Here is a 25,512-nt window from a genome sequence, read left to right as displayed (position 1 = left end):
CCGCCGTGGCCGGCGCTTGCGGCGCGGGCGCTCCGGGGCACGTGCACCCAGGGCGCGCAGCCGTCCTTCCCCACCCCGGGCCGGAGAGCGCTTGAAAGCGTCATCGAGTTTCGTCGAGACCTTTTTCCTGCCATGGAAGCAACGCGCCGAGTCGGCAGCGTGGCCGGGGATTGGCGGAAAGCGGCACACGGATGTGCCGCGACGGCGAGCCAGACAGGATGTGTGCCGGGCCGAGGAGCCGATCCGCGGCCGCGCTGTCGCCCTGACCGACGCCAGCAGCTGCGTTGTGCGGCTTCACGCCGTGGTGCTGTACCCGGTCGTCCCGGCTCGCTAGGCTTGTGGCATGCCTTCCACTCTCGACTTCATTCCCTTGCGCCTGTGCGTGCTGACGGTGTCCGACAGCCGCACGCTGGCCGACGATCGCTCCGGCGATTACCTGGCCGATGCCCTCACCCACGAAGGCCATGTGCTGCACGAACGTGCACTGTGCCCGGACGACCGTTACCGCATGCGTGCGATCGTGTCGCGCTGGATTGCCGATGCGCAGGTCGACGGCATCCTGATCACCGGCGGCACCGGCTTCACCGGTCGCGACAGCACCCCGGAAGCGATCACCCCGTTGCTGGACAAGGTCATGCCTGGCTTCGGCGAGATGTTCCGCGCGATCAGCGTGGAAGAAATCGGTACCTCCTCGCTGCAGTCGCGCGCCTTTGCCGGGCTGGCCAATCACAGCTTCGTGTTCTGCCTGCCCGGCTCCACCTCGGCCTGCCGCACGGCCTGGGAGAAGATCGTGCGTGCGCAGCTGGATGCGCGCACCAGGCCCTGCAATCTGGCGACATTGCGTCCACGCCTGGGGCAATAGCCTGCGCGCTCTCCACTGTTGCTGGAACGCGCATGTCGCACCTGAAACGCAAGGCCTATAAAAAGTTGCTGGCGCCGATGCAGCTGGAGCTGGTGGACATGGCGCGCTGGTTGCGCCACACCAACCAGCGCGCCCTGGTGCTGGTGGAAGGCCGCGACACCGCCGGCAAGGGCGGCGTGATCCAGACCATCGCCAGCCATCTCAACCCACGCCAGTGTCGCGTGGTGGCGCTGCCCAAGCCCAACGACCGCGAAAGCACGCAGTGGTATTTCCAGCGCTATGTGACGCACCTGCCGGCGGGCGGCGAACTGGTGCTGATGGACCGCAGCTGGTACAACCGCGCCGGCGTCGAGAAGGTGATGGGCTATTGCACCGACGCGCAATACGACCTGTTCCTGGAGCAGGCGCCACGTTTCGAACAGATGCTGGTCGACGACGGCATCCTGCTGTTCAAGTACTGGTTGTGCGTGGACCAGGCCGAGCAGGAAAAGCGCTTTGCCGAACGCCGCGAAGACCCACTCAAGGGCTGGAAGCTCTCGCCGGTGGACCTGCAGTCACGCACCAAGTACGACGACTACACCGCCGCGCGCGAACGCATGCTGGAGGCGACGCATACGCCCGATGCACCGTGGACGCTGGTGGATTTCAACGACCAGAAGCGTGGCCGCCTGAGCCTGATCCGCGATCTGCTGGACCGGCTACCGGACACCGCAGTGCCCGACGAGCTGGTGCAGCTGCCGCCATTGCCCGGCAAGCTGCACAAGGAACGCTATGGCGTGCTGGAGCCGATCGACGATTACGCCGCCCAGTCTTGAGAGATTTCGTCGCTGGCCGCGGTGGCACGCGGTAGCGGGTGCAGGCCGGCCTGACGTTCGGCCTGCTCGGCCTGCAGCACCAGCTGGCTCAGGCGCTGACTGAACAATTGCATGAAACCGCGATGCAGCGGGCGCATCGCTTCCATGTAGTCCACATCGTCGGCCTGCGCGCCGAGCGGGCTACAGGACGACAGCAGCACTTCGTCCAGACGCAGCGCGCTGTCGGGCAGGCGCACCAGCGCGGCGCGGCGTAGCCAGTCGCGCATGCCTTCGCGGTATTCGGCGGCCAGGATGTAGGCCACTTCGACCTGGTCCAGGTCCACATCCGGATTCCATGCCAGCACCTGGATCACCTGCGAACGTTCGTCCAGCATGCGACCTTCGGCGACCAGCGCATGCAATTGCTGCAGCAGGCGCCATTGCACGCCGGCGGCCTCGCGCTGGGCGGTCGGCATGGCCTCGATGGCCAGTGCCAGGCGCCGCGCAAACAACGCCGGCACCTCGGACAGCACGATCGGGCCGGCATCGGCGCCCAGCAGGAAACGTTCGGTACGCAGCGCGGCGGTGTCGGGAAGGTAGCCGTCCTGCAGCGGGCGCATCACGCCGTGGTCGAGCAGCGACAACACCACATCCAGCCAGTAACGGCGCTCCTGCTGCAGCGTGCGGTTGGCGGCAGCGTTGTGCCAGGCCTGACGCACATCGTCCAGGCGCAGGATGCAGGACTGCGCATCCAGTCCGTCCCACGGCGCACGGGTGGCGTCGTTCGGGTCGAAGGTTTCCGCGCTGAGCATGCCGCCGCCGAAGCGATGCCAGGCTGCGCCACGCTGGGCGCCGGCCGGGTCCGGCCGGGCCGCGGCCATCGGAGCTGCCGTGGCCGGGCGCAGGAGTGCGGCGTAGGCATCGGCCCACGAATCGGGCAAGCGCGCCGACAGCGGGAAGCTTGCCGAGGGCTGACCCAGCCCCTGGCGTGCCAGACGCAGGCTCCACACCACTGCGCCGATCACGATGCCGCCAAAGATCCAGGCCAGCAGCCAGCTGGTTGCCGCCTGTCCGGTTGCTAGCACGCGGGTTTGCGGGTGCAGGAACAACAACCAGCCGCTGCCCAGCAGGACACCGAGATACAACCACGGCGCCAGCTGCGCCATCTGGCGGTGGCGGCGATGCGCGGGCAGGTCGTGCCCGTCGTTGCGGTCTTGAGATGGAGCGGCCATTACATTCCCCGTGCACGCCTGATCGCGTTGACAAGGTTATCGGCGAGGCAACCCAACTCTGTTGCCCCGCTTCAGTGACGCACGCTCACCCAGTTACAAAGTCTTCAGTCGGCGGAACCGCGCAGGCCGTGCGCGTGACCGCCGCAACCGTGGCGGCCGGCGGGCCCTGCCATAGCCATGCTTCCAAGGCGTCCAGCGCCGCCGCGCTACCGGCGGCGACCACTTCCACGCTGCCGTCGGCCTGGTTGCGGGCATGCCCGACCAGGCCGAGTGCGACTGCGCGCTGGCGGGTGGACGCGCGGTACCACACGCCCTGCACCACCCCGCTCACCACGAAACGCGCCGCCTGCATCAACCCGCCTTGCCGGTGATGCCGACGGCGGCCTCGATATCGCGTGCGGTCACCGGGCCAAGGAATTGCTTGGCGACCTTGCCGTCCGGGCCGATCAGGTAGGTCATCGGCAGGCCGCGCGGGGTGGCGAAGTCCTGTGGCGGCTGGTACGGGTCGAGGATGGCGATCGGGTACGACACCGGGTGGTCCTTCAAGAACGCCTGCATGTCGGCGCTGGTGATGTCTTCGTAGGCCAGACCCACCACCTCGACGGTGTCGCGCATGGTGTGCAGCGCCGACAGTTCGGGCATTTCCTTCAGGCACGGCGCACACCAGGTGGCCCAGAAATTCACCACCACCCATTTGCCGCGGTGCGCGGCCAGGTCGTAGGTCTCGCCGGTCACGGTCGGCAGCGAGAGCCTGGGCATCTGGGCGGTCTGCTGCACCACCGAGCTGTTGGGCGGTGCAGCCGGGTCGGCCGGGGTGGCTGGGGTGGCTGGCGTGGCTGGCGCCTGGGGCGTGGCGGCAGGCGCAGCGCCGTTGCCGGCAGCGGGAGTGGCCTCGCTGGCCGGCTTGCAGGCGCTCAGCAACAGCAGTGGCAACAGCAGCGCACAGGCGCTGCGGACAAGACGCACGGTCATGGAGGATCTCCGGGAAGGTGGGTGTAGAGGTCGCCGACCGGCTGCGCCAGCACGCTGCGCAAGGGTTGGCGCAGCTGTTCCAGCGCGGCGGCGGCGGCCTGGCCGTAGGCATCGTCGCGGCACGGCAACGGGCGGTCTTCGATCGGCACGCGCAGCTGGCAGTTTTCGTAGAGTTCGGCCAGCGGCACCACGTCAAGATCGCGTGCCAGCAGCCACTGCCCACGCTCGTCGCGACGCAGCAGGCGGATGCGTTTGAGCTCGCACAGCAGTTCCTGCATCAGCGTGTCGGTGAGCATCGGCTCCAGCGCCAGGATGCGGTCTTCGTCCAGGCCATCGCCGTGGACGCGCGCCTGGCGGAACCGGCCGAGCAGACGCAGCAGGCCGTAAATCTCAAAGCCCGGCGGCAGCCGCATGGCCTCGGGCTGGTAGCGGAAGGCGGACATCGAGGAGGCCAGCGAGGCGCCCAGCAACACCGACACCCAGCTCAGGTAGATCCACAACAGCAGGATCGGCAGTGCCGACAGCGCGCCGTAGATGCGTTGGTAGGTCTGGAAATTACCCAGGTAAAAGCCAAACCCCCATTTGACGATTTCCATCAGGATCACCGCCAGCAGCGCGCCCGGCAGCGCATGCCGCAGCCGCACCACGTGCTGCGGCACCACCCGGTAGATCAGCACGATGCACACGAACTCCACCGCCATCGGCGCCAGCCGCCAGGCGAATTCGGCCAGCCACTGGCCCTCGGTGGTGCGGAACAGCGGCAGCGCGAACACGTAGGCCGCCATCGCCATGGAGGCGGCAGCCAGCATCGTGCCCAGCGTCAGCACCGTCCAGTAGATCAGGAAGCGCGTCACCTTGGGACGGGCGGCGGCAACCCGCCAGATGCTGTTGAAGGTTTGTTCGATGCTGTGCAGGGTGATCAGCAACGAGGCCACCAGCGCGACCATGCCGGCCACGGTGAACTTGCCCAGGTCTTCCAGCGAGCGATTGAGATAGTTCTGTACCGAGCGCGCCGCGCCTGGCACGAAATTGTTGAAGATGAAGTCGGTAAGCGCGTCCTTCCACTCGTTGAAGGCCGGAAACGCCGACAGCACGCCGAATACCACGATCGCCAATGGCACCAGCGCGAACACGGTGGTGTAGGCCAGCGAGGCGGCGGCCTGGAACAGCCGGTCGTCCAGGAAGCGGCGCCACAGAAAGCGCCCGAAACTCACCGTCCGCGCACGGTCGCGCAGACGTTCTTTCCATTGGTGGAGTTTGTTCACGCGCGACATCGCGCAAGGGTACCCGATGCGCCGTCATCGCGGCCTTGCCGCAGCTGCGGCGTGCAGCAACAGGCTGGCTTGGCCGATACTGCGGCAACTCACACAGGCGGCAACGACACGATGGCGGAGATTCTGGTGCTGTATTACAGCCGGGGCGGTTCGGTGGCGCGGCTGGCGCGGCAGATCGCACGCGGCATCGGCGAAGTGCCCGGCATGAGCGCGCGGCTGCGCACCGTCCCACCGGTGGCTGCGGTCACCCAGACCAGCGCCCCGCCGGTCCCGGACGAGGGCGCGCCCTATGTAGACCGCGCCGATCTGGCCGACTGCAGCGGCCTGCTGCTGGGCAGCCCCACCCGCTTCGGCAACATGGCCGCACCGATGAAGCATTTCCTCGACAGCCTGGGCGCCGAATGGGCCAGTGGCACCCTGGCCGGCAAACCGGCTGGCGTGTTCACCTCTACCGCGTCGATGCATGGCGGACAGGAATCCACCTTGCTGTCGATGCACCTGCCGCTGCTGCATCACGGTTGCCTGATCGTGGGGATTCCGTTTACCGAAGCTGCGCTCAGCCATACCACCAGTGGCGGCACGCCCTATGGCGCCAGCCATGTCTCCGGCGCTGGCGGCGACCCGCAACCGAGCGAGGACGAAGCGCTGCTGGCGCGTGCGCTGGGCCGCCGGGTGGCCGATGTCGCACAGCGGCTGGCAACCCCGTGAGCGTGCGCGCCACGCACTGGCTGCTGAGCGCTGCGCTGCTGGCGCTGGCGGCGTTGTTTGCGGTGTGGTTCCACGACGACCCGCGCCCACTGGCCGCGCTCATCGTGTTCGTGCTGCCGGCCGCGCTGACCGGTGTACTGGCAGTGCGCAGCGCGCGTGCGCGCTTCTGGGCCGGTGTGTTTGCGCTGGGCTGGTTCAGCCACGGCGTCATGGCCGCCTGGAGCCAGCCGCAGGCACGTGGAATGGCGTGGATGGAACTACTGCTCGCCCTGGCCGTGGTGGGCCTGGTAGGTGGTCCCGGCATGGCGGCGCGCTTGGGCAGGAAGCGCCCGCCACGTTGATCGGCGAGCCGATCAAACCGTAGGCGCAGCTGCGCGATGCAGCTGCGCATGCAGCTAGCCGAGGTGGTCAGCCGCGACTACCCCAAGGCAACCACGACACCAACTTCGATCATCGTCAGGCGAACGCGGCCGGCGATCAGGTGGCATGCACAGCCTGCACTCTGGCCCGAGCGCGCCGTCCACGCCACCTGACGAGGACGTGCGGCGTTTCGGCGGCCGCTGTCAGTTTCCGACCAGCGTGGCCACGCTCTGCGGGTCGACATACAGCGAGGTCTTGCCGTTGACCACGCTGTAGTTGCCGCCGAACCCGACATTGAGCGTGCTCGAGGTGCTGTATTTGGCGAACTGCGTGGCAGTGCCGGAGGGCAGCGTCAGGTCCAGCCGCTGATGGCCGCTGCCGGTGTTGACCGCCACCACCACCAACTTGTTGTCCGGCGTGCGGTAGGCGGTCACCGAGACATCGCTGTACGGGTGTTCGGTGGCGCCCACGCGCACCGACCCTGGCCGCACGAAGCGTGCGAACTGCGACATCGCATAGCCGCGTTTGCTCACCGCGCCGTTTTCGCTGATGAGCCCGTAGCTGCGCCGGATGTACCACCAGATGTAGGCGTTGAAATTGGCCGCCATGCTGGCGTGCAGTTCGCTGGCCACTCCCAGTGCCGACGGCCATGCGTTGCCATCGGTGTTGTCGGTGTAATGCTCGGTCATCCACACCTGCTTGCCCTTGCTACGCGCCAAGGCATAGTCGCGCGGCTTTGCGCCATACAGATGGCCGGCCACGATGGAGGTGGCCTGATTGGCAGTGGCGTTGTTGAGGACCGGGTCGGTGATGGAGAAGTTGAACCCCACCGATTCGCCGACGATGACCTTCAGGCTGCCGAACCTGCTGCCTTGACTCACGAGATAATTGACGAAGTCGCTGCTGCTCCAGTCGGCCGATTCGTAATCCGGGTGCCAATCCGGCTCGTTTTGCAGGGAAATCGCATACAGCGGCGCACCCTTGCCCGACATGTAATTGGCGAAATCCAGCAGGTGCTGGGTGTAGGCACCGTAATAGTTCGTCAGCAGCTTGCCGCCATTGGTCAGGCTGTTGTTGGACTTCATGTAGGCCGGTGGCGTCCAGGGGGTTGCGAACACCAGCCCGCCCAGCGCATGCACGCGCGTTGCCGTCGGCACCTGGGTGGCCCAGCCTGAGCTGGAGGGGTCGATGCGCATGCGCAGGATCGACAACCCGATCTGCCCGGTGCCGCTGCCATAAGCCAGATCCACCTGCGCCGGTGTCAGGTCGTTGATCCAGCCGGCGCCATTCATGCCGCCGAACCCGCGCACCGTCTGGTAGGTCTGCGTGGGCGTGATCGTCACCGTCTGCGCAGCGGCATGACCCGCCAGCAGCACAGCCATCGCGCAGGTAAGTGCGCGTAACATCGACAAGGACTTGTTCATGAGGCTCTCCGGGAAGGGAATGCCGACGGCATGCGTACCGACGGCTCGCCGACTATCGACCGCACAAATGTCAAGTCAATTTCCGTAATGTCTCTTTATTGAGTTCGTGACATAGCACACGCACCCGGCGCAGCGGAGCGGTGCGTGGATCACACTGCGTTTTGCGCTGCGGCATGTGGAGGCTGGGCACGGGCAACGCTGAAGCAACGCGTTCAGTGGCAACTCCAGTTGCACGCTGACTTGGCGCAAGCACGCCATGGGCAGGGCTACGCCAGCCTGCACGACACCCGCTGCGCCTCGAACATGCAGGCACCCTTGGGCATGTCGGCGTGCGCCTGCGCCAGGCCATCTCAATCGGATGCAGCGCCGCCACATATTCGGCAGCCAGGCGCCGGTCTCGCCCCCCGCTGGTCTATCGCGATGGCTACCGTACTGCCAGCCCCCTGGCCGGGCGGTATCATGGCGGCCCGCGCGCGGCCTGCGCCGCGTTAGCCCTACAGGATCCGCAGCAATGGAAGACCTCCTGATCGTCACCACCGGTGGCACGATCGACAAGATCTACTTCGACGACAAATCGGACTACCAGATCGGCGACCCGCAGATCGGACAGATTCTGAAAGAACTGGGCGTGACGTTTCGTTTTTCGGTGATTCCGATCATCCGCAAGGATTCGCTGCACATCACCGATGCCGACCGCGAACTGATCCGCGCCACCATCGCCGCCCAGCCCACCCGCCACGTGTTGATCACCCACGGCACCGATTCGATGGTGGAAACCGGCAAGGTGCTGCAGACGATCGCCGACAAGACCATCGTGATGACCGGCGCCTTGAATCCGGCGCGCTTTCGCGGCTCGGATGCCGAATTCAATATCGGTTGCGCCGTGGGCGCAGTGCAATCGCTGCCGTCGGGTGTTTATATCGCCATGAACGGCCGCATCTGGAATCCGCAAAAAGTGCGCAAGAACGTGGCCGCCAACCGCTTCGAATCGGTCTGAGTGCATGAGCAAGGCCACCCGCGCCACCAAGGCACTGGACGCGGCCGGCGTGGGTTATGTGCTGCATCCTTACGACTACCAGGCCGATGCCGATGCGAAGGGATTGCAGGCCGCACATGCGTTGGGCCTGCCGCCGCATGCCGTGTTGAAGACATTGATGGCATGGGTCGACGACAAGGCGGTGTGCGTGGTGATTCCATGCGACCGCCGGGTGTCGTTGAAAAAACTGGCCAGCGCCTACGGTGGCAAGTCGGCACGCATGATGGACGTGGCCGATGCCGAACGGCGAACCGGCTACAAGGTCGGCGGTATCAGCCCGCTCGGCCAGCAACGGCAGGCGCCGGTGCTGGTCGAAATCACCGCGCTGGACGCACCGGCGCTGTGGATCAACGCCGGCCAGCGGGGACTGCTGCTGGAATTGCCCGGTACCCAGCTGGTGCATGCACTCGCCGCACGCGCTTGCGCGCTGTGCGAGTGAACGCGTAGACGCAATGCGCGCATGCCGCTTGGCATGCGCGTGACGCGTTTGGGACTTAACTCACGCGATGCCTCTCGACGGACCGCTTGCGTATTTCGATCTTCCGCCAGTGTCTTCGCACTTCACGCATGCACCACTGCCGCACCACAACACCATGTCGCGTGTTTCGGCACGGCAACGACGCCGCGCCGGAACCACTCAATACGCCGCAGTGACGCTGACTCCGGAAAAGCCCAGCGTTGCCTTCAAGCGCACGTAATAGACGCCCGCAGCCGGCGCGGCCAGCGTGCAGCTGTCGCCATTGCCCGGCAACATGCTGCGGCAGCTGTACGCGGCGTCGGTCGGTAACGCTCCGGCCCGTACCGAAAGGTCGGCGTTGCCGCTGCCACCGGTGAGCGTGACCTTGAGCGAACGGGTGCCGGCCGGCACATTGACCCGGTAATACAGCGAATCGGAAAGCGCTGCGCTCAGCCCGGTGCGTGCCACATTCCTGCTCAAGGTGGTCGACTCGATCACCGCCGCCACCGCGCCATCGGCATTCACCAGCCCGGCCCCGCACCCCTGCGTGCAGGCCACCGGTATGGGCCGCGCGCTGGCCTTGAGCAGGGCTTTCACTGTTGCCGGCGGCAGCGGATTCAGGGCCACCGACTGCATCAGCGCCACCACGCCAGCCACGTGCGGCGCCGCCATCGAGGTGCCGCTATACACCGCATATGCCGGATTGCCCGGTGCCGTGGTTCCGGTATTGAGCGTGGACACGATCGATTGCCCGGGCGCGGCGATATCCACGCCCTTGCCGAAGTTGGAGAAGCTGGCCTTGGCGCCGGCCGAGGTGGTGGCCGCCACGGCGATGACGTTGGCGCAATTGGCCGGCACGCTGGTGGAGACGTCCATATTGCTGTTGCCGGCGGCCACGACCACCGCGCTGCCGCGCGTGACGGCTGCGGTGATGGCGTTGTTCAACGTCGCCGAGCAGGTGCCCGCTCCGCCCAACGACAGATTGATCACCGTGGCCGGATTCGGGTTGGCCGGCACGCCGGTGACCTTGCCGCCGGACGCCCACACGATCGCATCGGCGATATCGGACATGTAGCCGCCGCAGCGGCCCAGCACCCGCAACGGCAGGATCTTGGCGTTGAACGCGGTACCGACCACGCCCACCGCGTTGTTGCCCACCGCCGCCACGATGCCGGCCACGTGCGTGCCATGCCAACTGGAATTGGACGCCGACGCTCCGGCCCCGCATTCATTGGCCGCGGCCCAGTCGCCTTGGTCGGCCGCGTTCGCATCGCGCGCAGTGCCATCGCGCGCAGTGGCCGGATCAACGATGAAGTCGTAGCCGGGCAGCACATTGGCTGCCAGGTCCGGATGATTGGTGATGCCAGTGTCGATCACCGCCACCACGATGCCCTTGCCGGTGGAACGGTCCCAGGCCGGACGGATGTTGAGGCTGGCGGCGGTCGCGCCCATCGCCCACTGCTGCGGCACGCCGGGGTCGTTGGGAACCAGCAGTGGCCGCATCAGGATGTCCACTTCCACGCGTTTGACCGCCGGGTCGGCGGCCAGGCGCCGCATCAGGCTTTCCGAATCCACGCGGTCCAGCTTGCGGTCGGCCACCAGCAACATCGGCCCGCCACTGAGCCGGCGCGTGGCCGACAGGCCCAGCGCCTTCCCGCGCGCTTGCGGCACGGCACGCGCGATGTCGCCCCATGGCGCAGACAACCCGGTCGCCCGGCCGCTGCCGACGCTGTTCTTGTAGCTGACGATGAAGCGCTGATGGGTGCTGCTGGAATTCAATCCTTGCAGACTGACCTCGCCAGCGGCGGCATGAAACGTGCATGACAACGCACAGACGAATGCAACGCGGCGCAGTGCGCGCACTGAGTGATACGGCATGACTTCATCCCTCCCCAAGGATCTTGCAACCCGGTTGGCAACGCACTGAAGCCACTGCGCTGCGCCGTGCCCGTTGCGCGTGCATGCAGATGTTGCATGCCTCACGTGGGCTGGCTATCGGCGTGCTACCGGGCGCACTGAAGGCAGCCATGCCGTGCTGGCACGCGCTTCATTCAGCCAGCGCTGGCGGCCCTGGCCGGCGGTGCGGCCATTGCCGCTTCCCGAACGCACACTGCCCCGCGTAGAGCGGGGCAGTGCAGGTTTCAAAGCACCGACACCGGCGTCGGAAAAGACCCGACGCATTGCCGGCATCGCGCCGGCATCGCGGTCGTCGGCGCAGGTTTACGGGGTCTGGCTGACCGCGCCGGCCGCGTTGACGATGCCCGCGCCGCAGCCGCCCGAGCAGGCGCCCGGCAGCGGACGTGCGGTGTTCTTCAGCAGCGTTTCCACCGCCGCAGGCGTCAGCGGACGGCTGGCGACCGACTGCACCAGCGCCACCACGCCGGCCACGTGCGGGGCCGCCATCGAGGTGCCGTTGTAGCTGGCGTAGCTGGCCGAACCCGGCGTGGTGGTGCCGCTGTTCAAGGTCGACAGGATCGCCGAACCCGGCGCGGAGATATCGATGCCGGTGCCGTAGTTGGAGAAGCTCGAACGCGCGCCGGCCGAGGTGATCGATGCCACCGAAATCACGTTGGCGCAGCTGGCCGGGGTGAAGTTGGCCACGTTGGCATTGCTGTTGCCGGCCGCCACCACCACGGTGGTGCCGCGCGACACCGCGCTGTTGATGGCGTTCTGGTAACTGCTCGAGCAGCTGCCGCTGCCGCCCAGCGACATGTTGATCACTTCGGCCGGGTTGGCATTGGCCGGCACGCCGGACACGGTGCCACCCGAGGCCCACACGATCGCATCGACGATATCGGAGGTCGCGCCGCCGCATGCGCCCAGCGCACGAATCGGCACGATGCGCGCGTTGAACGCGGTACCAGCCACGCCGGTGCTGTTGTTGGTGACCGCCGCGATGGTGCCGGCCACATGGGTGCCGTGCCAGCTGGAATTGGCGGCCGACGTACCGCTGCCGCACTGGCCGGCCGTGGTCCAGTCGCCCTGGTCGGCCGGATTGCTGTCACGCCCGTTGTTGTCGCGTGCACGCGTGGCATCGCTGATGAAGTCGTAACCCGGCAGCACGTTGGCGTTGAGGTCCGGATGGCTGGTGATGCCGGTGTCGATCACGGCCACCACCACGCCGGTGCCGGTGGCGGTATCCCAGGCCGGGCGCACGTTGATGCTGGAGGAAGAGGTACCGAAGCCCCACTGCTCGGACAGGCGCGTGTCGTTGGGAGTCAGCACCGGGTACATGATCTGGTCCACTTCCACGTAGTCCACGCTGGGGTCGGCGGCGATGCGGCGCATCAGGGTTTCGGCGTCGGCGCGGTCCAGGCCACGATCGGTCTTGAGCACTTCCGAACCCAGCGCCGTGCGGCGCACGTGGTTCAGGCCCAGCGCACGGCCGGCGCGTGCCGGCATCGCGCCGGCAACCGAATTGAGCGATGCGCGCATCGAGGTCGGGCTGACCGCCGCACTGGAACCGTCTTTGTATTTGACGATGAAGCGGTCCAGGGTGGGCTGCGAGTCCAACCCGGACAGATTGACCTGACCGGCAAACGCCGGCACGGCCAGCAGCGAGGTCAGCGCGGAAACACCCAGGACTACCAGCGCGCGCGTGGGCGCACGACGTTGCGACACATTGGACATCGATCGTTCCTTATTGGAGAGGTACCGCAGCTGCGGCGAGAGGGCCGGCCCGTTGCCGCACGCTGCGGTTCGGAGCCGGAAACTGCACGGGCGCCAGGCCCGTCGGGGCGACTGGCCGGTGTCCATTCCGGCCAAGCGGCAACACGTCGCCTGCGCCTGCCGAAACGGCAGACCTGGGCGAGGTATCGCAGATGGGGTTGAAGCGAGGAAGGCGCGTTCCCTGGCGGTCATGCCAGGGAACGCGTGCAGCGATCCAGCGTCAGTAGCTGGCGGTCAGGGTCACGCCGGAGAACGTGCTGTAAGCCTTGATCCGCACGTAATAGGTTCCCGACGGCGAAGTGATGTTGCAGGTTTCGGCATTGCCATCGAGATACGGACGGCAGGCATAGACGGTGTCGGTGGGCGCGCTACCGGCCCGCACGTACAGGTCTGCATCGCCGCTGCCGCCGCTGGTGGTCACCGTCAGCGTGCCGCTGCCGGCCGGCACCGTGATGGTGTAGTTCAACTCCGCGCCCGTGGCTGCACCCAGGCCGGTCACCGGCGTGCCGTTGGTCAAGGTGTTGCCGGTTCCGCCACCACCACCGCCACTGCTGCCGGCGATGGCCGCCGTCACCGCCGCATCGGCATCGACGATGCCCGCACCGCAACCGCCCGAACAGGCGCCCGGCAAGGCGCGTGCGGTGTTCTTCAGCAGTGTTTCCACTGCGGCAGGCGTCAACGTGGTGGGCGCCACCGACTGCACCAGGGCAACAACGCCGGCCACATGCGGCGCCGCCATCGAGGTGCCGTTGTACGAAGCGTAGCTGGCGTTGCCCGGCGTGGTGGTACCGCTGTTGAGCGTGGACAGGATCCCCGACCCTGGCGCGGAGACGTCGATCCCGCTGCCGTAGTTGGAATAGCTGGCCTTGGCACCGGCCGAGGTCGTGGCCGCCACTGCGATCACGTTGGCGCAGTTGGCCGGCAACGAACCGGACACGTTGGCGGCACTGTTGCCGGCCGCCACCACCACCGTGGTACCGCGCGAGACGGCGCCGTTGATTGCGCTCTGCATCGTGGACGAACAGGTGCCACCGCCGCCCAGCGACATGTTGATGACTTCGGCCGCGTTGGGATTGGCCGGCACACCGCTGACGGTGCCGCCGGAGGCCCAAATGATGGCATCGGCGATGTCCGACAGCGAACCGCCGCAACGGCCCAGCACGCGGACCGGCACCACCTTGGCGTTGAACGCGGTACCGGCCACGCCGGTGGTGTTGTTGGTCACCGCCGCCACCGTGCCGGCGACATGGGTGCCGTGCCAGCTGGAATTGGACGTGGCGCACCCACTGGTCGAGTTCCAGTCGCCTTCGTCGGCAGGATTGTTGTCGCGCCCATTGCCGTCGCGCGCGGCGGTGGCATCGCTGATGAAGTCATAGCCGGGCAGGATGTTGGCGTCCAGGTCGGGGTGGCTGACGATGCCGGTGTCGATCACCGCAACCACGACGTTGGCACCGGTGGCCTTGTCCCAGGCCGGGCGGATGTTGAGCCCGGCGTTGGTGGTGCCGAAGGCCCATTGCTCGGACAGGCGGCTGTCGTTGGGGGTCAGCGTGGGGTACAGCATCTGGTCCACTTCCACGCTTTGCACGTTGGGGTCGGCGGCCAGCTGGCGCATCAGGGTTTCGGCTTCGGCGCGATCCAGCGCGCGGTCGGCCTGAATCAGCTCCGGTCCCACGGCCAGACGACGCACGCTGTTCAGGCCCAGCGGCTTGCCGGCCTTGGCCGGCAACGCACGTGCAGCGGTGCGCAACGAGGTGGTCAACACACTGGGGCTGCTCAGGGCGCTACTGCCGTCCTTGTAGGTCACGATGAACTTCTGGTGGGTCTGCGCGGTGGCCAGGCCACCCAGGTAGACATCGCCGGCAAATGCCGGCGTTGCCAGCAACAGCGAGGTAAGTGCCGAAGCACCCAGGATGCAGAGCGCACGGTGGCGCGGACGAAACGACGCGTTAGACATCGAATTCCCTTCCAGTCAAGAGAACCGCCGAAGCGGTAGTTCCGAAACCGTCGCGATGGCGACTGGCCCAGTGCCCCGGACCGCCCCTGTTATCGATCCGTTCAGCGAACCTATCCCAAAGAAACCGAACTGGACAATACGGAGTTGGTAATTTTCGAAATCAAAATGTCATTGCGTGACTTCAATCACACTTGACTCATGCTGAATTCGACCGGTTCCCAGGCGAAAAAGGGTCTTTTTGCTGTTACGCAAACAAAAGGCCCCCGTGCTGACACACGGAGGCCCTTGTTTGACGAATATGTCTGCTTACGACAAACGCACCAACCACCCGTGGCGGTCCGGCACGCGGCCGTACTGGATATCGGTCAGTTCCTGGCGCAGCGACATGGTCACCTCGCCCGCCGGCGCGGACAGATCGCCCACCGCGAACCCCTCGCCCTTCAGCTCGCCGATGGGGGTCACCACCGCCGCGGTACCGCAGGCAAACACCTCGGTGATCTCGCCCGAGGCCACGCCCTGCTTCCATTCGTCGATGGCGACCTTGCGCTCGATCACCTGCATGCCACGGTCGCGGGCCAGTTGCAGGATGCTGTCGCGGGTGATGCCTTCCAGGATGCTGCCGGACAGTTCCGGGGTCACCAACGTGCCGTCCTTGTAGACCAGGAACACGTTCATGCCACCGAGTTCTTCGATGTACTTGCCTTCCACCGGGTCCAGGAACAACACCTGCGAGCAGCCCTGGGCATAGGCCTTCTGCTGCGGCAACAGCGAGGCGGCGTAGTTGCCGCCGCACTTGGCCGCACCGGTGCCGCCCTTGGCCGCACGTGCGTACTCGGTGGACAACCAGATCGATACCGGTGCCACGCCCTTGGCGAAATACGGGCCGGCGGGGCTGGCGATCACGTAATACGACGCCTTGTGCGCCGCACGCACGCCCAGGAAGGCCTCATCGGCAATCATGAACGGGCGGAAATACAGGCTGGTCTCCGGCGCCGACGGCACCCAACCGCTATCCACGGCGACCAGCTGGCGCAACGATTCGACGAACAGGTCCACCGGCAATTCCGGCAGCGCCAGACGGCGCGCCGACCGCTGCAGGCGCTCGCCATTGGCCTGCGGACGGAAGGTCCAGATCGAGCCGTCGGCGTGCCGGTAGGCCTTGATGCCTTCGAAGATCTCCTGGCCGTAATGCAGCACCGACGCTGCCGGATCCAGCTGCAGCGGGCCGTACGCGCGCACTTGCGCGTCGTGCCAGCCCTGCTCGTTGTTCCAGGAGATGGCGACCATGTGGTCGGTGAAATGCAGCCCGAAACCGGGTGCGGCCAGGATCACGGACAATTCGTCGGCGCTGCGCGGCGACGGAGAACGGGTGGAAGCGAAGGACACGGACACCGGGAGATTCCTGTATGGCGGGCGAAAGGACGCAGCGCCACATCGTGGACATGGCGCGTGACGATCAGAGCATGCCGGTCTCGAGACGGGCCGCTTCGGACATCATATGCCGGCCCCACGGCGGGTCGAACACCAGCTCGACGTCGGCCTCGGCGATGGTCGGGATCATCTCGACCTTGCTGCGCACATCGTCGACCAGGATTTCGCCCATCCCGCAACCGGGCGCGGTCAGGGTCATCTTGACGTCGACCCGGCGCTGGTCGTCTTCCTCGCGATGGCTGACCACCGCCTCGTAGACCAGGCCCAGATCGACGATATTGAAGGGAATTTCCGGGTCGAAACAGGTGCGCAGCTGCTGCCACACCAGCGCTTCCACCTCTTCGTCGCTGGCATTGGCGGGCAGTTCCAGCCCCGGCGGCGGCTCCTTGCCGATCGCATCGCCGTCCTTGCCGGCAATGCGGAACAGATTGCCTTCGACAAAGACGGTATAGCTGCCACCCAGCGCCTGGGTGATATAGCCGTAACTGCCTGCGGGCAGGGTCACCGAATCGCCCTGCGGCACCATGACGGCATCGCAATCGCGTTCGAACTGGACGGGTTCGCTGCTACGGGAATACATGGGCTGGATATGGGGCCGCGCAGGTCGCGCGCAAGTCGGCCATTCTAGCCGACCACGACGCCACCGCCGCCGGCCACCGCGCCAGCCGGGAACGACGCTGCATTCCATCAGCCGCACTGTCGTGGCGTGGCGTGCGTCGCAAAGGCCGGCGCGCGCTCTATCATGTGCGCACTGTCAGGAGCTCCAATGCCGCCCACCACCGCGTCCGCCAGAACGGCCCACTGGCTCTGGCCCCCGCTCCTGTTGCTGGGATGCGTCACCGCCCTCATCGCCTGGCTGCTCATCGCCCTGGCCCTGGGCAACCAGGCCGGCTGGATGGCCGTGGTCGCAGCACTGGAGATCGTCTGGATGCTGCGCCTGGGCACCCTGCATGCAGGCCGCCTGCGCATCGGCGTGGCCATGGTGGCGACGGCGCTGATCATCGCGGGCGCCAACTGGGGCATCGCCTCGGCGCAACTGGGCGGACCGCTGGGCCTGGACCCGTGGACCTCGGCACAGAAGATGGGCACCGGCCTGGCCTGGACGCTGCTGCAACTGGCCAACAACGGCTTCGACTTGCTGTGCTACGCCGCCGCACTGTTGGTGGCGTGGTGGGCGGCGCGTTGAGCCAGGCGCGATTGTTTCAGTAGCCAACATCGCACGTCGTCGAAGCTGACGCGTCAGCTGCACAGATTCGAGCGCCGGTGCTCGTCAAGCGCCATCGCTCCCATCAGAGATACATCGGAAAGCGCTGCGCGTTTGCCGCAGGATCCGTGCCCGCCCACCATCGCGAGCCACGCTGCAAGTACGTCCTTGTAAGCTCCTTGGCGGCATCCATGCCGCCGGGGGTTCCGCGACGGTGGGCGGGCAAGGACCAGTCACGTTGGTCGGGTGCGTAGCGTTCAAAAGAGCAGCAAGCAAAACTGCCCCGGTGCCTTTGTTCTTGAACAAGGCAATCAGCAAACTGTCTGGCGCGGTGCCCTTGCCGATTGCGGGACCGTTGGCGGCATGAATGCCGCCATCGAGCCTCCAGGCACGGATTGACGGCGTGTCCCGCGAGCGGTGAGGGCGCCGCGCCTTCGACTAACCCTGGCGTTGATCCGCGCGTGTAAGCGTCCCCTGTAACGCAACAGGACACGACCGACCGTGCGTTGCCTCAAGCATCCGAGCGCGCCTGACGACACACCAGCACTCAATGCCCGCCGCCATCCAGCGCTTTCAATTCGCTCACCAGCGCACCAGCGGCTTCTGCTCCATCGCCGTACAACATGCGCGTGTTGTCGGCGTAGAACAGCGCATTCTCGATGCCTGCAAAGCCCGTCCCCTTGCCGCGCTTGATCACCACCGTGTTGCGCGAATTGACCACGTCCAGAATCGGCATGCCGTAGATCGGGCTGGCCGGATCGGTTTTGGCAACCGGATTGACCACGTCGTTGGCACCGATCACCAGCGACACGTCGGTGCTGGCAAATTCCGGATTGATGTCGTCCATGTCGGCGATCAGATCGTAGGGCACACCGGCCTCGGCCAGCAGCACGTTCATGTGCCCGGGCATGCGCCCGGCGACCGGATGGATCGCAAACTTCACCTTGACCCCGCGCGCCATCAAGCGCTGCGCCAGCTCCCAGATCTTGTGCTGTGCCTGCGCCACTGCCATGCCATAGCCGGGCACGATCACCACCCGCTCGGCAAAGGCCATCATCGCCGCCACATCGCCGGCCTCGATCGGCTTCTGCACACCGCTGATTTCCTGCGCCTGCCCGCCACCGCCGAAGTTGGAAAACAGCACGCCGCCGATCGGCCGATTCATCGCCTTGGCCATCAACCGCGTCAGCAAGATGCCGGCGGCGCCGACCATCATGCCGGCGATGATCAATGCCTCATTGCCGAGCACATAGCCCTCGAACGCCACCGCCAGCCCGGTAAACGCGTTGTAGAGCGAAATCACCACCGGCATGTCGGCACCGCCGATCGGTAGCGTCATCAGCACGCCCAAGGCCAACGCCACCACGAAGAACGCAATGATCGCCAACGGCTGCAGACTGCTCGCCGCCCAGACGGCCAGGGCCAGCACCGCCACGGCCACCACCAGATTGAACACCTGTTGACCGGGGAAGGTCACCCGCCGGTCCAGCCGGCCGTCGAGCTTGGCCCACGCGATGACCGACCCCGACAGCGACACCGCCCCGATCGCCGAACCGATCACCGCCAGCACCACCGTGGTGGTGTCCGGCTGCCGCGCCGCCAGCTGCGCAATCGCCTGCGCGCTCCAGTGCGCCGTGTCGCGATTGGCGAAGAACGAAAACCGCAGCAGCTCCACTGCACCGATCGCCGCCGCCGAGCCGCCGCCCATGCCGTTGTACAGCGCCACCATCTGCGGCATGTCGGTGATGGCGACCTTCCTGGCCGACCCCCACGCCACGCCGGTGCCGATCGCCAATGCCGCCAGGATCAGCGGCACGTTGTGCAGCTCGGGCAGGAAGAACGTGGCCACGGTGGCGATCAACATGCCCAGCCCGGCCCAGCGGATGCCGCTGCGCGCGCTCAATGGAGAGGCCATGCGCTGCAGGCCGAGCAGGAACAAGGTCGCTGCCACCAGATAGCTCGACTTCACCAGCCACGACAGCAATTGGGCAATAGACACGTTCATGGCGCATCCCCGCCCGGCGGCTTCTTGCTGGACTTGAACATCTCCAGCATTCGCTCGGTCACCACATAACCGCCCGCTGCGTTGCCCGCGCCCAGCGCCACTGCGACAAATCCCAGCGCTTTTTCCAGTGTGGTGTCGGCATGCCCCAGCACCACCATCGCCCCGATCAACACGATGCCGTGGATGAAGTTGGAACCGGACATCAGCGGCGTATGCAGGATCACCGGCACCCGCGAGATGATCACATGGCCGGCGATGGCCGCCAGCATGAAGATGTACAGCGCTACGAATCCGTCGCTCATCGTCTCTGGCTCCACTGGCCGGTGCGGCCCGCCGATCATACCCACGCCACGCCCGTGCGGGCGCCTGTCAACCGAATCCGCGCTCGCTCGTTGACGTCGTATCGTCTCCGCGGAAGCTACGCTGTGCTGGTGGGAACTCCTTTCGATCCGCAAGCTACCGCACCGGCCGCCACCACACCGGTGTCGCTGGATGCATTTCTGGCCGGCATCGGGCCGCGTGCCTTCCGTTTTGCCGAGGCCGGCTTGCGGCACCGCGAAGATGCGCTGGACGCCGTGCAGGACGCCATGGTGAAGCTGCTGGGCTATCGAGAGCGGCCGGCGGAGGAATGGACGCCGCTGTTCTGGAGCATCCTGCGCAGCCGCATCATCGACCTGCAGCGGCGACGCAGCTTTCGCCTGAAGTTCTGGGCACCGGCCGAGCGCGCCGACGACGAAGGTCCGATCGACTGGGCCGACCCCGGCACCGGACCGGTCGACGAACAACAGCATCAACAGGCCTACCAACGGCTGGTCGATGCATTGCGCACACTGCCGGCGCGCCAGCGCGAAGCCTTCACGCTGCGCGTGCTCGAAGACCTGGACGTGGCCACCACTGCCAAGGCGATGGGCTGCTCCGAAGGCTCGGTCAAAACCCACCTGTCGCGCGCGCGCGACGCGTTGCAAAAACAGTTCGAGGATTTCCTGTGAACCGCTCCCACGACCCCGCCCGGCTGGATGCGCAGCTGCGCCAGCTGCACGCCACCGCGCTGACCAGCCTGCCGCCGCAAACCCTGGCGCGCCTGCGCCAGGCCCGCCACGCCGCGGCCCCGACGCGCAGCCGACGTGGCTACTGGTTGCTGGCCACCGCGTGCTCGGGCCTGCTGGCGATCGGCATCGGCCTGCAGCTGCATCCGAGCCAAAGCGTCTCCTCTGGCACCGCGCCGACCTCGCCGGTTGCCAGCACCAGCGCCACCACCGAGACAGACGACCTGCTGGCCCAGAACCCGGACCTGTATGTCTGGCTCGGCTCCGACACCGCCCTGGCCATGGAATAAGCACGATGACCCACACCACCCGCCTGCTGTTGACCCTGTTGCTGTGCACCGGGCCATGCGCCTCCACGCTGGCTCAGGACGGCCCACCCGGACCTCCTCCCCCGGGTCCGCCCATGGACGCGCCTGGCCCACGCGGCCAAGGTCCGCGTGACGAGACGCCCATGCCCGAGTGGGACCAACTGACCAAGCAGCAGCGCCAGGTCATGATCGATGCGCTGCGCGAGCGCTGGAACGACGTGCCCGAAGAACGTCCCAGGATGTACCGGCACGCCCGCCGCTGGCTGGACATGACGCCCGAGCAGCGCAAGCAGGCCAAGGCCGGCATGGACCGCTTCCGCAACATGAGTCCGGAGCAACGCCGCGAGGCCAAGGCCTTGTTCGACCGCATGCGCACGCTCAACCCGCAACAGCGCAACGAACTGCAGCAACGCTGGCAGAAGATGAGCCCGGCCGAGCGCAGCGCTTGGTTGCGCGAGCATCCGCCGGTCGAGGACTGACGTTTCCCAGCACTGCGCAGCGGTCGCAGCAGCGGATTGCGTTTGCTCAGGCGCCGCGCAGGGTTGCGATGGGCGCTGGATATGATCCAGCCGTCGCGCTTGGCATCTTGCAGCATGCCAGGGCCAGTCGCGGCAGCGACGCGCACCCTGCGCACCCCGCGCGCGCGGCCGCGTAAGTGTGTGTAGCGCACGCAGCTGCATGACGTCGCGGCAACCAGATGCACGCCAGCACCCGTGCTGGCATCGGTGGCATCGGTGGCCTCGCTGCGTCGCTGGTTGCAAGGACAACCACGAAATCCCTGACCGCGCCAAATCTCAACCTGCCCGAAAGAGCGCTCTTCAGCGCCGGACCGACGACGGCTCGCGATGCGCAGCGTGCTGCCCTTGCCGCATTGCACGCACCGAACTTTCTGCGACGCCTACGCGGTGGTCGGCGCCGGCGCCGACCACCGCGTCTTCGCCAGCAACTCATCGTCCCAGTCGAGCGTCAACGCACGGTCCTTGATCAACAAGGCGGCGAAGGCGTACACGTTGCGCGCGAACATCTCGCTGGCTTGCACTGCGCCCTGGCTGGCCAGATTGAGCGGGCCAGCGATGACCACGCCGTCGAGGTCATACGTTTCGCCCGGGCGGGTGGCCGCGCAATTGCCGCCGGTTTCCGCCGCCAGATCTACGATCACGCTGCCGGCGCGCATGCCACGCGCCATCTCGGTGGTCATGATCTTCGGCGCCGGCCGGCCCGGAACCGCTGCGGTGCACACCACCACATCCACACCTGTGAGATGTTCGGCCAAACGGCGCTGCTGTTCGGCGCGTTCGTCGTCGCTGAGCTGGCGCGCGTAGCCGCCTTCGCCGGCAGCGCTCACGCCCAGGTCCAGAAATCGCGCACCCAGCGAGGCGATCTGCTCACGCGTTTCCGGCCGCACATCGAAGCCTTCCACCTGCGCGCCCAGCCGTTTGGCCGTTGCGATCGCCTGCAGGCCGGCCACGCCCGCACCGATCACCAACACCTTGCACGGGCGCATGGTGCCGGCCGCGGTGGTCAGCATCGGAAAAAAGCGCGGCGCCAGTTGCGCGGCAATCAGCACCGCCTTGTAGCCGGCCATGCCGGCCTGCGAGCTCAACACATCCATCGATTGCGCGCGCGTGGTGCGCGGCAGGCGCTCCAGTGGAAACGCGATCAATTGCCGCGCGGCAAATGCCTGCGCGCGCGCCGGATCCGTGTCCGGCGCCAGCATGCCGATCACCACCGTGTGCGGTTTGCAGCCGAGCAAGGTCCCGGTAGAGGGCGCCTGCACGCACAGCACCATCTCGGCCTGTGCCACGGCGTCGGCGCCGGCAAGCTGCGCACCGGCCTGCAGATACGCGGCATCGTCCATGCTGCTGGCCCGGCCGGCTCCCGGCTCGATCCACACGCCGGCACCGAGCGCGACCAGTTTCTTGACCGTTTCCGGCGTCGCGGCCACGCGGCGTTCGCCAGCGGCCCGTTCTTTCAGCACCAGCACCTGCACAGCCATGCGTTGCTCCGGTCTTGCGCCCAGTCGCGGCGATGCTAGCAGAGCGCGGCGCCACTGCCGGCGGTACCGGCAACGACGCCAGTGCAGCGCGCGCGTGCCACATGTCTACGGGAAGCCGCAGCGGCTACCCATGCGCGCGGGACCGCTCAGTGCACCGTGCTGTTGTTCTGCAACGGATCCAGACGATCGATCACACCCTGCATGGCGCTGTCGAAAGCGCCATCGTTGATGTGCTCGCGCAGGCGGCCCAGGCGCACCATTACCGCCAGTTCTTCCGGCGAGGCGACGCAGAAACGCACGCCACGTCGATTGACGAACAGCAGGCGCTGCGAAATCGGGCTCACCCACGACAGCTTGCCGGCCTGCACCTTGCCGTCCTTGTCGACAAAATCCAGCCACGTGCCGATATCCATCGCGCGGAAACGTTCGGCGTCGGCACTGTCGATGCTCTGCGCGACCGCTTCGGCACCCAGCACCACGCTGACGCTTTCGGCAGCCGGTGGCGGCAGATTGACCTGCGGCAGTTCCGGCAGGGCTTTTTCCAGTTCCGGGCGCGCTTCGGCGATCGCCTGCAGGGTGTCGTGCAAGGCGGTGATCGCCACCACCACCGCATCCCCGTGCAGGCCTACGCTGGCGAACACGCGGTGCAGCGCCGGCTGCCACACCTGCAGCCATGGCTTGCCGACGATATGGCGGCGCGCTTCGGCCAGTTCTTCCAGCACGCCGTCGGCCAGCGCAAGGGCCTCGATGGTGCCGGGACCTTCCTCGCCGTCGCGCAGGATCGCCATGGTCAGGTGATGCAGCCATGGCTGGCGCAGGAAGTCGTCCACTGCCTTGGGCAGGCCCGCGTCTTCGGGGGCACGCTGCTCCAGTTCCGACAGCGCGCGGCTGCGTGCCAGTTCGAGCTTTTCCTGCCCGCGCTGGGTCTCGGTAGCACGACGCTCGGCAATTTCCACCCGGCGCCGGTGCTGCGACAGGAAGTCGCGGAATTCTTCCTCCAGGGTGAGAAAGATCGCCAGGTTCTCGTTGAATTCGGCCACCAGGCGGTCGACGATCTCTTCGACCTTGCCCATCAGCACGCGCTCGGCAGCGCTGTCGCCGTTGTTGCCTTCGCAGGCCTCGGCCAGCGAGTTGAGCAGGCGCCGCGCGGGGTGGGTCTTCTGCACGAACATCTTGCGGTCCAGCAGCGCGACCTTGACGAACGGCACCACCAGGCGGCCGATCATTTCGCGCGAGCGATTTTCCAGATCGCGCTCGTCCAGCATCACATCGAACAGCATGCCGACCAGGTCGATGGCGTCTTCGTCCATCGGGTCGAGCTTTGCAGTGGCCGGGTCCACGCCCAGCCGCGTGGCGCTGGAAAGCACCTCGTTCTTCAATCGCTGCGCAAGCGATTCGGTGTCGTCGCCGATGGCCGCCTGCAGCGTCGCGCTGGGTGTGGCCTGCAACAGCGACAGCACCGACATCATTTCGCGCTGGCTCAACGGGCGTTGCTGCCCCACCGCGACGGTGGCGGCAGAAGCGGCGGTGTCGCGCACGCTGCGGGTCTGTTGCAGCAACTCGTGCAGCGCCTCGAGCAGCATGCCCTGGCTACCGCCAGGATGGTCGGCCTCACCGTCCATGCCGCCAGCCCCGCCACCATCGGCATGCCCGCGCTGCGTCGCAGCCTGCATGCGGCCGCGGCTATGCGCCCAACGGTCAAGGAAACGGTTGGCCCAGGCCGGTGCGTACTGATCACCCTGATCGTCGCCACCTACCTCGGCGTGACCGCCCTGCGCCTCGACCTGGGCGCGCTCTTCCGGCGTCTCGCCACGCGGCTGCACGCGCGGCGGCGCGCGCTTGGCCTGCGAAATTTCCGGCATCACCCCGGCCTTGGCCAGGGTTTCGTCCAGGCGTGCGTACAACTTGCCGATCGGCTCGGCCAGATCGCGCTCGCACAGCTTGATCAGCACCAGTCGCACTTCCGGCGCCAGATCGCAGGTGGCGAAGGCTTCGTGGATCGCCACACCCAGATGTTCGGGGCCAATCGGGTTGGTGTCGGCCATCAGCTCCAGCCCGCCGGCGATCCAGCCCAGTCGGCGGTCCACCCGTGCCAGCACTTGTTTGAAATCGCGCAACAGCACCGTGGCCAGATTGCGCACAGCCAGCCGCGATTCGAGCACGTGCTCGGGCACCAGGCTCAGCGGGCCGCTGCCCATGTCGCCAGCCAGCACCACTTCGGCCGACAACGGCGTGCCGAGCACCAACGCCTGCCAGCCGTCTTCCAGCTGTTGGCGGAACTGGCGGGCGACCTCTTCGCGCTTGCGGCGCAGTTCGCGCATGCCATCGAGAAACAGCAACTGCGACGCGCCAGCGGATTCGGCACGGTCGAACAGCACATCATCGAAATGCGCAACTGCAGCAGCAAAAACCTGCGCGAGCGCCGGCACGAACACGTCGTGGGCCTGCTCGAGCAAGCGTTGGTCACGGCCCGGGTGTCCCGACGGACTGGGCTGAAAAGTCATGCGCAAAGGCTCCCCGCCTCTGCAGGCGTGAAAATTTTCGAACGAGAAAAAACAGACGCGGCCCCAAATTCCGCCCGTGCATGGTAGGCGGTTCGCGCATCCGTTAAGTGTGACATGTTACTCACTTTACTCGTGACCGCCCAGGGTTTGCGTGTCAAGCGGCCATCCTAGCTCGCCACGTCGCGGTGGAGCTTGCCGGCAGTCATTCTGCGCCTGCGGGTGTTAAGCCTTCAGCTTCGCGGGCGCTTCCGGACCATCAGCCACGCCTTGCATCGC

General features: G+C 66.7%; 24 protein-coding genes. 10 read left to right on the top strand and 14 right to left on the bottom strand.

The features are described 5' to 3' along the window. Positions 1-343 precede the first annotated feature (343 nt). Positions 344-862 (top strand): molybdenum cofactor biosynthesis protein B, encoded by a 519-nt coding sequence (gene moaB / locus HLH45_RS09440; protein ID WP_011346528.1) that lies wholly within the window; start codon positions 344-346, stop codon positions 860-862. A 32-nt stretch (positions 863-894) separates the two neighbouring features. Then, the gene (gene ppk2, locus HLH45_RS09435; RefSeq protein ID WP_008578152.1) at positions 895-1,677 is read left to right on the top strand and encodes a polyphosphate kinase 2; all 783 of its coding nucleotides are present in this window, start codon (positions 895-897) and stop codon (positions 1,675-1,677) included. Here the strand turns inward: ppk2 and HLH45_RS09430 are convergent. The 4 genes from HLH45_RS09430 to HLH45_RS09415 form a co-directional block, all read right to left on the bottom strand. Continuing rightward, complete coding sequence (locus HLH45_RS09430) at positions 1,659-2,888, bottom strand: hypothetical protein (RefSeq protein WP_008578151.1); 1,230 nt, start codon at positions 2,886-2,888, stop codon at positions 1,659-1,661. The two genes, ppk2 and HLH45_RS09430, sit on opposite strands and share 19 nt — an antisense overlap. 85 nt (positions 2,889-2,973) lie before the next feature. Continuing rightward, positions 2,974-3,240: an acylphosphatase gene (locus HLH45_RS09425; protein ID WP_008578150.1), complete on the bottom strand. Its 267-nt coding sequence runs from the start codon at positions 3,238-3,240 to the stop codon at positions 2,974-2,976. Then, positions 3,240-3,860: a TlpA family protein disulfide reductase gene (locus HLH45_RS09420; protein ID WP_008578149.1), complete on the bottom strand. Its 621-nt coding sequence runs from the start codon at positions 3,858-3,860 to the stop codon at positions 3,240-3,242. The genes HLH45_RS09425 and HLH45_RS09420 overlap by 1 nt, the downstream gene beginning before the upstream one ends. After that, the gene (locus HLH45_RS09415) at positions 3,857-5,134 is read right to left on the bottom strand and encodes a YihY family inner membrane protein (protein WP_008578148.1); all 1,278 of its coding nucleotides are present in this window, start codon (positions 5,132-5,134) and stop codon (positions 3,857-3,859) included. Before HLH45_RS09415 ends, HLH45_RS09420 begins: the two co-directional genes overlap by 4 nt. A 111-nt stretch (positions 5,135-5,245) precedes the next feature. On the opposite strand from HLH45_RS09415, the gene wrbA reads away from it, so the two are divergent. After that, positions 5,246-5,842: an NAD(P)H:quinone oxidoreductase gene (wrbA, locus tag HLH45_RS09410; RefSeq protein WP_014089477.1), complete on the top strand. Its 597-nt coding sequence runs from the start codon at positions 5,246-5,248 to the stop codon at positions 5,840-5,842. Beyond that, the gene (locus HLH45_RS09405; protein WP_008578146.1) at positions 5,839-6,183 is read left to right on the top strand and encodes a DUF2069 domain-containing protein; all 345 of its coding nucleotides are present in this window, start codon (positions 5,839-5,841) and stop codon (positions 6,181-6,183) included. The genes wrbA and HLH45_RS09405 overlap by 4 nt, the downstream gene beginning before the upstream one ends. 222 nt (positions 6,184-6,405) lie before the next feature. On the opposite strand, the gene HLH45_RS09400 is transcribed toward HLH45_RS09405, so the two are convergent. Beyond that, a complete protein-coding gene (locus tag HLH45_RS09400) occupies positions 6,406-7,626 on the bottom strand; it encodes a glycoside hydrolase family 30 beta sandwich domain-containing protein (RefSeq protein WP_014089476.1) in 1,221 nt (406 codons plus the stop codon). A 511-nt stretch (positions 7,627-8,137) separates the two neighbouring features. On the opposite strand from HLH45_RS09400, the gene HLH45_RS09395 reads away from it, so the two are divergent. Beyond that, the gene (locus HLH45_RS09395; RefSeq protein ID WP_008578144.1) at positions 8,138-8,623 is read left to right on the top strand and encodes an asparaginase domain-containing protein; all 486 of its coding nucleotides are present in this window, start codon (positions 8,138-8,140) and stop codon (positions 8,621-8,623) included. 4 nt (positions 8,624-8,627) lie between these two features. Next, positions 8,628-9,101: a Cys-tRNA(Pro) deacylase gene (ybaK, locus tag HLH45_RS09390; RefSeq protein ID WP_008578143.1), complete on the top strand. Its 474-nt coding sequence runs from the start codon at positions 8,628-8,630 to the stop codon at positions 9,099-9,101. A gap of 198 nt (positions 9,102-9,299) precedes the next feature. Here the strand turns inward: ybaK and HLH45_RS09385 are convergent, their stop codons facing one another. The 5 genes from HLH45_RS09385 to sufT form a co-directional block, all read right to left on the bottom strand. Further along, the gene (locus HLH45_RS09385; RefSeq protein ID WP_033479529.1) at positions 9,300-10,997 is read right to left on the bottom strand and encodes a S8 family peptidase; all 1,698 of its coding nucleotides are present in this window, start codon (positions 10,995-10,997) and stop codon (positions 9,300-9,302) included. A gap of 342 nt (positions 10,998-11,339) precedes the next feature. After that, positions 11,340-12,749 (bottom strand): S8 family peptidase, encoded by a 1,410-nt coding sequence (locus HLH45_RS09380; RefSeq protein WP_008578141.1) that lies wholly within the window; start codon positions 12,747-12,749, stop codon positions 11,340-11,342. 259 nt (positions 12,750-13,008) lie between these two features. Next, positions 13,009-14,742, bottom strand: coding sequence for a serine protease ExpR (locus tag HLH45_RS09375; RefSeq protein ID WP_014089471.1), 1,734 nt, complete (start codon positions 14,740-14,742; stop codon positions 13,009-13,011). 306 nt (positions 14,743-15,048) lie between these two features. After that, positions 15,049-16,134, bottom strand: a complete 1,086-nt coding sequence (locus HLH45_RS09370) for a branched-chain amino acid aminotransferase (protein WP_008578139.1) — start codon at positions 16,132-16,134, stop codon at positions 15,049-15,051. 64 nt (positions 16,135-16,198) lie between these two features. Beyond that, the gene (gene sufT, locus HLH45_RS09365; RefSeq protein WP_003488784.1) at positions 16,199-16,753 is read right to left on the bottom strand and encodes a putative Fe-S cluster assembly protein SufT; all 555 of its coding nucleotides are present in this window, start codon (positions 16,751-16,753) and stop codon (positions 16,199-16,201) included. Positions 16,754-16,939: 186 nt separating this feature from the next. Between sufT and HLH45_RS09360 the strand changes: the two genes are divergently transcribed. Further along, positions 16,940-17,359 (top strand): hypothetical protein, encoded by a 420-nt coding sequence (locus HLH45_RS09360; protein ID WP_014089469.1) that lies wholly within the window; start codon positions 16,940-16,942, stop codon positions 17,357-17,359. 565 nt (positions 17,360-17,924) lie between these two features. Here the strand turns inward: HLH45_RS09360 and HLH45_RS09355 are convergent. Together HLH45_RS09355 and HLH45_RS09350 are read right to left on the bottom strand one after the other, a co-directional pair. Continuing rightward, the gene (locus tag HLH45_RS09355; protein ID WP_046932510.1) at positions 17,925-19,382 is read right to left on the bottom strand and encodes an NAD(P)(+) transhydrogenase (Re/Si-specific) subunit beta; all 1,458 of its coding nucleotides are present in this window, start codon (positions 19,380-19,382) and stop codon (positions 17,925-17,927) included. Then, the gene (locus HLH45_RS09350; protein WP_008578134.1) at positions 19,379-19,684 is read right to left on the bottom strand and encodes an NAD(P) transhydrogenase subunit alpha part 2; all 306 of its coding nucleotides are present in this window, start codon (positions 19,682-19,684) and stop codon (positions 19,379-19,381) included. Before HLH45_RS09350 ends, HLH45_RS09355 begins: the two co-directional genes overlap by 4 nt. A 123-nt stretch (positions 19,685-19,807) precedes the next feature. On the opposite strand from HLH45_RS09350, the gene HLH45_RS09345 reads away from it, so the two are divergent. The 3 genes from HLH45_RS09345 to HLH45_RS09335 are packed head-to-tail and all read left to right on the top strand — an operon-like array spanning position 19,808 to position 21,215. Then, positions 19,808-20,371: an RNA polymerase sigma factor gene (locus HLH45_RS09345; protein ID WP_008578133.1), complete on the top strand. Its 564-nt coding sequence runs from the start codon at positions 19,808-19,810 to the stop codon at positions 20,369-20,371. Further along, positions 20,368-20,718 (top strand): hypothetical protein, encoded by a 351-nt coding sequence (locus tag HLH45_RS09340; RefSeq protein WP_008578132.1) that lies wholly within the window; start codon positions 20,368-20,370, stop codon positions 20,716-20,718. Before HLH45_RS09345 ends, HLH45_RS09340 begins: the two co-directional genes overlap by 4 nt. Before the next feature lie 5 nt (positions 20,719-20,723). Then, positions 20,724-21,215: a DUF3106 domain-containing protein gene (locus HLH45_RS09335; RefSeq protein WP_011346513.1), complete on the top strand. Its 492-nt coding sequence runs from the start codon at positions 20,724-20,726 to the stop codon at positions 21,213-21,215. 419 nt (positions 21,216-21,634) lie between these two features. On the opposite strand, the gene HLH45_RS09330 is transcribed toward HLH45_RS09335, so the two are convergent. Together HLH45_RS09330 and HLH45_RS09325 are read right to left on the bottom strand one after the other, a co-directional pair. Next, positions 21,635-22,732, bottom strand: coding sequence for an NAD(P) transhydrogenase subunit alpha (locus HLH45_RS09330; RefSeq protein WP_008578130.1), 1,098 nt, complete (start codon positions 22,730-22,732; stop codon positions 21,635-21,637). 146 nt (positions 22,733-22,878) lie between these two features. Then, positions 22,879-25,236: a PacR family protein gene (locus tag HLH45_RS09325; protein ID WP_033479528.1), complete on the bottom strand. Its 2,358-nt coding sequence runs from the start codon at positions 25,234-25,236 to the stop codon at positions 22,879-22,881. Positions 25,237-25,512 lie beyond the last annotated feature (276 nt).

The sequence above is a fragment of the Xanthomonas euvesicatoria genome (assembly GCF_013112235.1).
GTDB lineage: Bacteria > Pseudomonadota > Gammaproteobacteria > Xanthomonadales > Xanthomonadaceae > Xanthomonas > Xanthomonas euvesicatoria.
This window is presented reverse-complemented; position numbering and strand designations above follow the sequence as displayed.

Excerpts from the sequence above, each read along its gene's own strand:
- moaB (WP_011346528.1), top strand. The coding sequence starts at position 344 with ATGCCTTCCACTCTCGACTTCATTCCCTTGCGCCTGTGCGTGCTGACG.
- ppk2 (WP_008578152.1), top strand. The coding sequence starts at position 895 with ATGTCGCACCTGAAACGCAAGGCCTATAAAAAGTTGCTGGCGCCGATG.
- HLH45_RS09430 (WP_008578151.1), bottom strand. The coding sequence starts at position 2,888 with ATGGCCGCTCCATCTCAAGACCGCAACGACGGGCACGACCTGCCCGCG.
- HLH45_RS09425 (WP_008578150.1), bottom strand. The coding sequence starts at position 3,240 with ATGCAGGCGGCGCGTTTCGTGGTGAGCGGGGTGGTGCAGGGCGTGTGG.
- HLH45_RS09420 (WP_008578149.1), bottom strand. The coding sequence starts at position 3,860 with ATGACCGTGCGTCTTGTCCGCAGCGCCTGTGCGCTGCTGTTGCCACTG.
- HLH45_RS09415 (WP_008578148.1), bottom strand. The coding sequence starts at position 5,134 with ATGTCGCGCGTGAACAAACTCCACCAATGGAAAGAACGTCTGCGCGAC.
- wrbA (WP_014089477.1), top strand. The coding sequence starts at position 5,246 with ATGGCGGAGATTCTGGTGCTGTATTACAGCCGGGGCGGTTCGGTGGCG.
- HLH45_RS09400 (WP_014089476.1), bottom strand. The coding sequence starts at position 7,626 with ATGAACAAGTCCTTGTCGATGTTACGCGCACTTACCTGCGCGATGGCT.
- HLH45_RS09395 (WP_008578144.1), top strand. The coding sequence starts at position 8,138 with ATGGAAGACCTCCTGATCGTCACCACCGGTGGCACGATCGACAAGATC.
- ybaK (WP_008578143.1), top strand. The coding sequence starts at position 8,628 with ATGAGCAAGGCCACCCGCGCCACCAAGGCACTGGACGCGGCCGGCGTG.
- HLH45_RS09385 (WP_033479529.1), bottom strand. The coding sequence starts at position 10,997 with ATGCCGTATCACTCAGTGCGCGCACTGCGCCGCGTTGCATTCGTCTGT.
- HLH45_RS09380 (WP_008578141.1), bottom strand. The coding sequence starts at position 12,749 with ATGTCCAATGTGTCGCAACGTCGTGCGCCCACGCGCGCGCTGGTAGTC.
- HLH45_RS09375 (WP_014089471.1), bottom strand. The coding sequence starts at position 14,742 with ATGTCTAACGCGTCGTTTCGTCCGCGCCACCGTGCGCTCTGCATCCTG.
- sufT (WP_003488784.1), bottom strand. The coding sequence starts at position 16,753 with ATGTATTCCCGTAGCAGCGAACCCGTCCAGTTCGAACGCGATTGCGAT.
- HLH45_RS09360 (WP_014089469.1), top strand. The coding sequence starts at position 16,940 with ATGCCGCCCACCACCGCGTCCGCCAGAACGGCCCACTGGCTCTGGCCC.
- HLH45_RS09355 (WP_046932510.1), bottom strand. The coding sequence starts at position 19,382 with ATGAACGTGTCTATTGCCCAATTGCTGTCGTGGCTGGTGAAGTCGAGC.
- HLH45_RS09350 (WP_008578134.1), bottom strand. The coding sequence starts at position 19,684 with ATGAGCGACGGATTCGTAGCGCTGTACATCTTCATGCTGGCGGCCATC.
- HLH45_RS09335 (WP_011346513.1), top strand. The coding sequence starts at position 20,724 with ATGACCCACACCACCCGCCTGCTGTTGACCCTGTTGCTGTGCACCGGG.
- HLH45_RS09330 (WP_008578130.1), bottom strand. The coding sequence starts at position 22,732 with ATGGCTGTGCAGGTGCTGGTGCTGAAAGAACGGGCCGCTGGCGAACGC.
- HLH45_RS09325 (WP_033479528.1), bottom strand. The coding sequence starts at position 25,236 with ATGACTTTTCAGCCCAGTCCGTCGGGACACCCGGGCCGTGACCAACGC.